The organism is Acetobacter okinawensis, assembly GCF_002153655.1.
GTDB classification, from domain to species: domain Bacteria; phylum Pseudomonadota; class Alphaproteobacteria; order Acetobacterales; family Acetobacteraceae; genus Acetobacter; species Acetobacter okinawensis_A.
The window spans coordinates 150,602-157,026 of record NZ_JOPJ01000001.1 but is presented as its reverse complement, the minus strand read 5'-3'; the positions used below and the strand labels follow the sequence as shown (position 1 = coordinate 157,026).

Sequence of the window (6,425 nt, the reverse complement as noted above, 5' to 3'; positions counted from 1 at the left end):
GACGCACAGCGCCTGGGCGTGACACAGATGGGAATCGTCGGGCAGGAACAGTTCGTCGATCAGTAAGGATAAAGTGGCGCGCTATTCCACTGTGGGTATGAGGATGATTTGGGCGCGGGAGAGGGGCATCTGCCCCACTGGCTGTAAAGTGTAATTCACAGCCAGTGGGGGACGTTAAACCTTGCAGGACAAGGCGGCCCCGTTACCAGCGGTATTGTATGTTGCCAAGAATAGTGCGGCGGGTGCCATAAAAGCAGTTCATGGAAGACGCGCATGCAACAACATATTTATTGTCTGCAAGGTTGGTTGCATTGACCTGAAGCAGGAGGTTCTTCAGCGAGGAAAAGGCGCCGCCCATATCATAATGGGCTTCTGCTTCACCCAGAATGTAACCGGGCACCTTAAAGGTGTTTGCGTTGTCCCCGTAGCTGAAACCATTGTAACGTACGCCGCCACCGAGCCCGAACCCTTTGGCCCTGCCGTTCTGGAACGTATAGCTGACCCAGCCGGAGGCCGTGTTGGAAGGCGCAGCAAGCAGGCGGTTGCCAATGTTGCTTGCGGTTGTGTCGTGCCTGATCTGAATGTCGTTATAGGCGTAAGAGGCAATCAGGTTCAGGCCGGGAAGAGGGTGTGCCCGTGCTTCCAGCTCAAAGCCACGGGAGCGTACTGCGCCAGTCTGGATATTGTAAGTGGTGTGCGCGGGGTCTGTGGTCAGAACATTTTCCTGATGAATGGTATAGGCTGACCCGGTAATGGTCATGGGTATTTTGCTGGGTTGGTACTTTACCCCCACTTCGTACTGGTTGCCTGTGGTGGGTTTGAAAGATGCCCCGGCATAGCTTGTGCCAGCCGTTGGCATGAACGATGTGCTATACGAAAAATATGGCGAAATACCATTGTCAAACGAATAGACAATGCCACCGCGATAGGTGGGTTTTCTGGCGGAGGAAGAGACTGATTTTCCACCCCAGCGGTAGGTTGTGTCGAGTGTTGTCCAGTCAAACCGCCCGCCCAGAATAAAGGAGAAGCGCTTCCACTTTGCCTGATCCTGAATGTAGAGGCCAAGCTGGTTGAGAATTTGCGATGCATCGCTTGTCGCGGTGGGGGAAAAATGAGCGCCATAGACTGGATCGTACAGGTTGAGTGAGGGCACTGTGCCGTTACCCAGAATACGGTCGGAGGCATTGTGCAGGTAATCTATGCCAGCAATAAGCGTATGTTTGACATGACCGGTGTGAAAACGGGTCTCCAGACTGTTATCGCTGTTGAATGCATCCATATGCTCGCGTGATATTGTGTACATCCGCGATGCTGTTGCCTGATTACTGGCCAGTGCGCGCAGGGAAATGGAACGGAAATCTGAATCAAGGTGCAGATAGCGGAAGTTCTGCCGCCATGTCAGAGCATCGTTGAAGCGGTGGCGGAAGGCAATTTCCGTCATATATTCCGTGCGTCTGTACTGGTCAAAGCCCGGTTCGCTGGTAAACAGGCTGGTTGGCAGCCTGCCATTTTTGTTGGGGAGCACCGTGCCTGCGGCAGGCAGGGCCATGCCGTAGAGCGAAGATGGATCGTTCTGATAAAAAAGCCGGACGTTTAAATCCGTATGATCGGTTGGACGCCACGCAATCTGGGGCATAACACCAATACGGTGGTCCTGAGTGTAGTTGACCTGCGTATTGCCGGTCCTGCCTACAGCAGTCAGCCGGGCGCTCAGTGTGCCGCTTTTGTTGATACGGTCAGACATATCGAGCATGGCCTCCCCATAATCATATGACCCGGTGCCGAGCCGGACCTCATGGTATGGGGTTGCTGTGGGGGTTTTCATGGTCATGTTCACAAAACCGCCGGGGCTGGACTGGCCATACAGCACCGATGCTGGCCCCCTGAGAACTTCCACGCTTTGCATGAAGTACTCATCAAACGACGGTACGGCATAGGAGATACCCTGTGTCAGCCGCGTCCCATCAAGGAACTGCACATAGTTGGCGCTCCCGCCAAACCCGCCAAAACCACGGAGGTAAATACTGTCAAACCGGCTGCCCGGGCGGCTCCCGGCGGAAACACCGGCAGAATAGTTCAAGGCATCGGAGATGCTGCGTGCGTGCTGTTCATCCATCTGCATACGGGTAATGACCGTAACGGACTGGGGAACCTCACGCAGGGGGACATCGGTTTTTGTGGCAATGGATGTGCTGCTCGCCACATAGCCCGAGCGCTTGGCCTTGACTTCAACATACTCGTCTTTTGCAGTTTCGGAATCCTGCGAGAGTGATGTTTCTGCCTTTGTGGCAAGGGGGTAGGCCAGACAGATCCCTGCTGTAAACAGGCTCATAACGCCGATTGAGGGACGGGCGAGAGTCATGCGAAGACCTTTGATGAAAATGACAATAATTCGCATCTATAGTGTGGGGCAGCCAGTTTGTATCCGTTGCAAACATTAAAAATTAAATATGTGACTCACGGGCCACAGGTCGTTCCTCCCCGTGGGGCTACCCTATCGCCGGAAAAAGTGATGCAGGGTGGGTGAACATCTGGCGCGGACCATGCGTTCCAATATCTCTATGGCGTATAGGTGGAGGAAACCATGGTGGCACACGACCCGAGCGCGAAAAGACATACAACGGAATCCGGTATTCCGGTTTCCAGCGACGAACATTCGTTGAGCGTTGGCGCAGATGGGCCAATTGTGTTGCACGACCATTACCTTATCGAGCAGATGGCCGCGTTCAACCGCGAGATGATTCCGGACCGCCAGCCGCACGCCAAGGGGAGCGGCGCTTTTGGCACGTTTGAAGTCACGCATGATGTGAGTGCGTATACCAGCGCGCAGTTTTTGCAGCCGGGTGCCAAAACCGAGGTGGTGGCCCGTTTTTCAACCGTTGCGGGGGAGGCAGGCAGCCCGGATACATGGCGCGACCCGCGTGGTTTTGCCCTGAAGTTTTATACAGGTGAGGGAAATTTTGACATGGTCGGCAATAACACGCCGATCTTTTTTGTGCGTGACCCGCTCAAGTTCCAGCACTTCATTCATTCCCAAAAACGCCGGGTTGATAACGGCCTGCGTGATAACGACATGCAGTGGGACTTCTGGACCCTTAGCCCGGAGACAGCCCATCAGGTCACATGGCTTATGGGCGATCGTGGTATTCCCGCAACATGGCGGCATATGGATGGGTTCTCCAGCCATACCTATATGTGGGTTAATGCAAAGGGGGAGCGGTTCTGGGTGAAGTATCACTTCAAAACCGATCAGGGCATCAAGTTTCTGACTCAGGAGCAGGCGGGCAAGATTGCCGGTGCCGATGCGGACTACCACCGCCGTGACCTGCATATGGCCATCAAACGGGGGGATTACCCCAGTTGGACGCTGCGCATGCAGGTTATGCCGTATGAAGATGCAATAACCTACCACATCAACCCTTTTGACCTGACCAAGGTGTGGCCACACGCGGACTTCCCTTTGATTGATGTTGGCAAGCTGACGCTTGATCGCAATCCAACGGATTTTCATTCCCAGATTGAGCAGCTTGCCTTCGAGCCGAATAATTTTGTGCCGGGCACGGGCCTTTCCCCCGATAAAATGCTGCTCGGGCGCTCTTTTGCCTATGCGGATGCACACAGGGCGCGGCTGGGTGTGAACTATAAGCAGATCCCGGTTAACGCAGCCAAATGCCCTGTTCATGGGTATGTCAAAGGTGGCGCCATGCGCGTGCAGCCAGCGCACGACCCGGTTTATGTGCCAAACTCCAAGGGTGGTCCGGTGGCGGATGCCCGGCACTTCCCCGAAAATGCTGTGTGGGAGGCAGATGGCCCGTTCATGCGGGCTGCCTATACCCTGCGCCGTGATGATGATGACTTCAGTCAGGCCAATATATTAATCAACCGCGTTATGGATGCTGCGGCCCGCGAACGGCTGGTTGGTAATATTGTCGGTCATGTGCTGCAGGGTGTTGAAGAGCCGGTGCTGTCTCGGGTCTTTGACTACTGGACACATATTGATGCGGATATAGGCAAACGTGTCCGCGATGGTGTGCTTGCTGCCAGAGCCTGAAAATCTGGCATGGTGCGGCTCACACGGGCTGAAGTTTTTTTCAGCCCGTGTGACGTGCCATAAAGGTTTGTGCTTCTTCTGGCCCAAAGTGCCATTGTGGCTATATTTTTGGTATGAGCTGGCTGACGGTCTCAAGCGCGTTTTGTGCGGTTTGCGTGTCACTATCCGATGTGATGTGCAGTTTTTGCAGGCGTAGCCTGTTTTGTGCCAGCAGGGCCTTCATCTGCGCGGACAAGCCCTGAACAGCTTGGGCAAAACCCTGATCGTTATCTGTTTTTGTGGCCGGTGTGCCTCCCTGCGTTGTGGTCTGTGCGTCCGGTAATGTGGTCGCGGGCTGTTGTGTGTCAGTGGTTGTTACATCTGTGGGGAGGGTGGAGGCAGCTTGTGTGGGTGATGATGTTGATGGTGTTGTCTGGGTAGCTGCGAGCACGGCATTGCCTGCGGCTGCATTGGCTGTGCTGCTCCCCCCACTTTGTGTGTATTGCGCGACTGCTGCGGCCAGTTGCCGGGCCAGTTGTGCCAGTTCCTGCGCCAGTGCCTTGGGCGAAAGCAGGTCTTTTATCTGCATAAGCTGGTGTATTTGGGCCTTGATAGTATTGACCCGTTCTTCCGCCTCCTCACGGGCCTCCGTATGGCTTGCACTGGCAAGGCGGTCCAGCCGGGCCAAAGCCTCCTGAGCCGCAGCCTGCTCAGGCGTAGTGGCCGCACTCGGATGAGCCAGAAAATCCAGCCCCGCCTGCGACAGGCTTATCTGAACGGAAGAGGCTGTGTCCGTTCCGCGCAACGTTGCGGGGCGGGAAGGGGATGTGCCTGCCCGGTTCTGTTGTGCTGCTGTTGCGTTTTGTGCCGTTTGCTCAGGTGTGGTGGATAGCAGGGTGTAACCGCGTGTAGGCTGTGTGGAGGTCAGGTGTGTCATGGGAATATCCTGCGATACACAAAGTAAAGGCAGGATGCCCGAAGAATGTTATTGAGACGTTAATGGGGCATGGAGCAGCAAGGACGCGCATGGTGTTCATGCGCTCAGGGGGGCTTCTTTTTTCTCTCGGAATGAAAAAAGAATATTGAGCACAATGGCGCTCACGCAACCAGCCACAACGGGGGATTGCAGGACGGGTTGTGTCCAGTCAGGCATAAACATAAAAAAATCCGGCTTCATCACAATGGCCATGGCCAGAACAATGCTGACAGAGGCAACAATAAACGGCTTGTTCCCCGGTTCCAGCCCAAGGGATGCCAGCATCTGTATGCCCACCATCATCAGGGTTCCAAAAATCATCAGACCGGCGCCTCCGGCCACGGCAGGGGGGAGGGCGGCCACCGCCGTGGCCAGAAAAGGCGAAAGCCCCAGAACACATAAAATCCCCCCGGCCATGGCGACAATCCACCGGCTGCGCACGCCCGTAATGCTTAAAAGCGCAACATTTTCGGAAAAAGCGGTGTAGGGGAAAGACCCCATAATCCCCCCCAGCAATGTTGCCAGCCCATCTGCCCGCAGCAGTCTGCTCACCAGTTTGGGGGTTGCGTGGCGTCCTGTCATTTCTCCCACAACAACTGCATCCCCAATGGATTCAACCCACGTAATGGCCACAATGACAATCATGCTCAGGGAAGGCATTAACTGAAAAATCGGCCAGCCAAAGGGCAGGGGCCTGACGGGTGCCAGCAGTGGCGGCATACCGCTCAGATGTGGGGTAAGCTGGCCTGCTGCAAAAGCCACCACAAGGCCGACCCCCACGCCAATAATGACGGCCAGATTTTTAAAAACACCACGCCCGGTAATGGATAAAAAAATTGCACTGGCAAATACACTCATGGCGACAAGCATGTTCCGCCCCGCATGCAGGCCTGCGCCGGAAGCGATCTGGTCAATAGCGACCGGCAACAGGCTGAACCCCATGATGGCAAGGGACGTGCCAACCACAACTGGCGGAAAAAACCGCATGATATGGCGGCCCAGTGGCGCTGCGAGCATGGCGGCCAGACCCGCCACAATGACCGCGCCATAAACCGTGCGTAACCCTTCATTGTCATGGCTTGTGGCTAAAGTGGCGGAGGAGGCAATACCGATCACGCACGACACGGTTGCAAACGAGACGCCCTGCATCAGCGGCAGGCGCGCGCCCAGCCAGCGCGTGCCAATGGTCTGCAATAATGTGGCGGCACCACTGGTCAGCAGGTCTGCCTGAATAAGGGTTGCTGTTTGCGCCGCGGGAAGAGCCAGAACACGGCCGATGACAAGTGGGGTGGTAATGGCCCCCATATACATGACCATGACGTGCTGCACGGCCAGTGGGACCATACGGGGGAGGGGTAGCACCTCATCCACTCCGTTTTTACCGCTCATGGTGTGCGTTTGGGGTGTCTGCTGTTCCAT

General features: G+C 55.6%; 4 protein-coding genes. 1 reads left to right on the top strand and 3 read right to left on the bottom strand.

Annotated features, from left to right (window positions below; translation table 11 throughout):
- Positions 1-202 precede the first annotated feature (202 nt).
- Positions 203-2,362, bottom strand: a complete 2,160-nt coding sequence (locus HK26_RS00745) for a TonB-dependent siderophore receptor (RefSeq protein WP_180539219.1) — start codon at positions 2,360-2,362, stop codon at positions 203-205.
- A gap of 222 nt (positions 2,363-2,584) precedes the next feature.
- Here HK26_RS00745 and HK26_RS00740 point away from each other — a divergent pair, with 222 nt between their 5' ends.
- On the top strand, positions 2,585-4,051 hold the full coding sequence (locus HK26_RS00740) for a catalase (protein WP_086638044.1): 1,467 nt from the start codon (positions 2,585-2,587) through the stop codon (positions 4,049-4,051).
- Between the two features lie 100 nt (positions 4,052-4,151).
- Here HK26_RS00740 and HK26_RS00735 read toward each other — a convergent pair whose 3' ends face one another.
- Complete coding sequence (locus tag HK26_RS00735; RefSeq protein WP_086638019.1) at positions 4,152-4,967, bottom strand: hypothetical protein; 816 nt, start codon at positions 4,965-4,967, stop codon at positions 4,152-4,154.
- A gap of 96 nt (positions 4,968-5,063) precedes the next feature.
- A complete protein-coding gene (locus HK26_RS00730; protein WP_180539217.1) occupies positions 5,064-6,425 on the bottom strand; it encodes a solute carrier family 23 protein in 1,362 nt (453 codons plus the stop codon).

Excerpts from the sequence above, each read along its gene's own strand:
- HK26_RS00730 (WP_180539217.1), bottom strand. The coding sequence starts at position 6,425 with ATGGAACAGCAGACACCCCAAACGCACACCATGAGCGGTAAAAACGGA.
- HK26_RS00745 (WP_180539219.1), bottom strand. The coding sequence starts at position 2,362 with ATGACTCTCGCCCGTCCCTCAATCGGCGTTATGAGCCTGTTTACAGCA.
- HK26_RS00735 (WP_086638019.1), bottom strand. The coding sequence starts at position 4,967 with ATGACACACCTGACCTCCACACAGCCTACACGCGGTTACACCCTGCTA.
- HK26_RS00740 (WP_086638044.1), top strand. The coding sequence starts at position 2,585 with ATGGTGGCACACGACCCGAGCGCGAAAAGACATACAACGGAATCCGGT.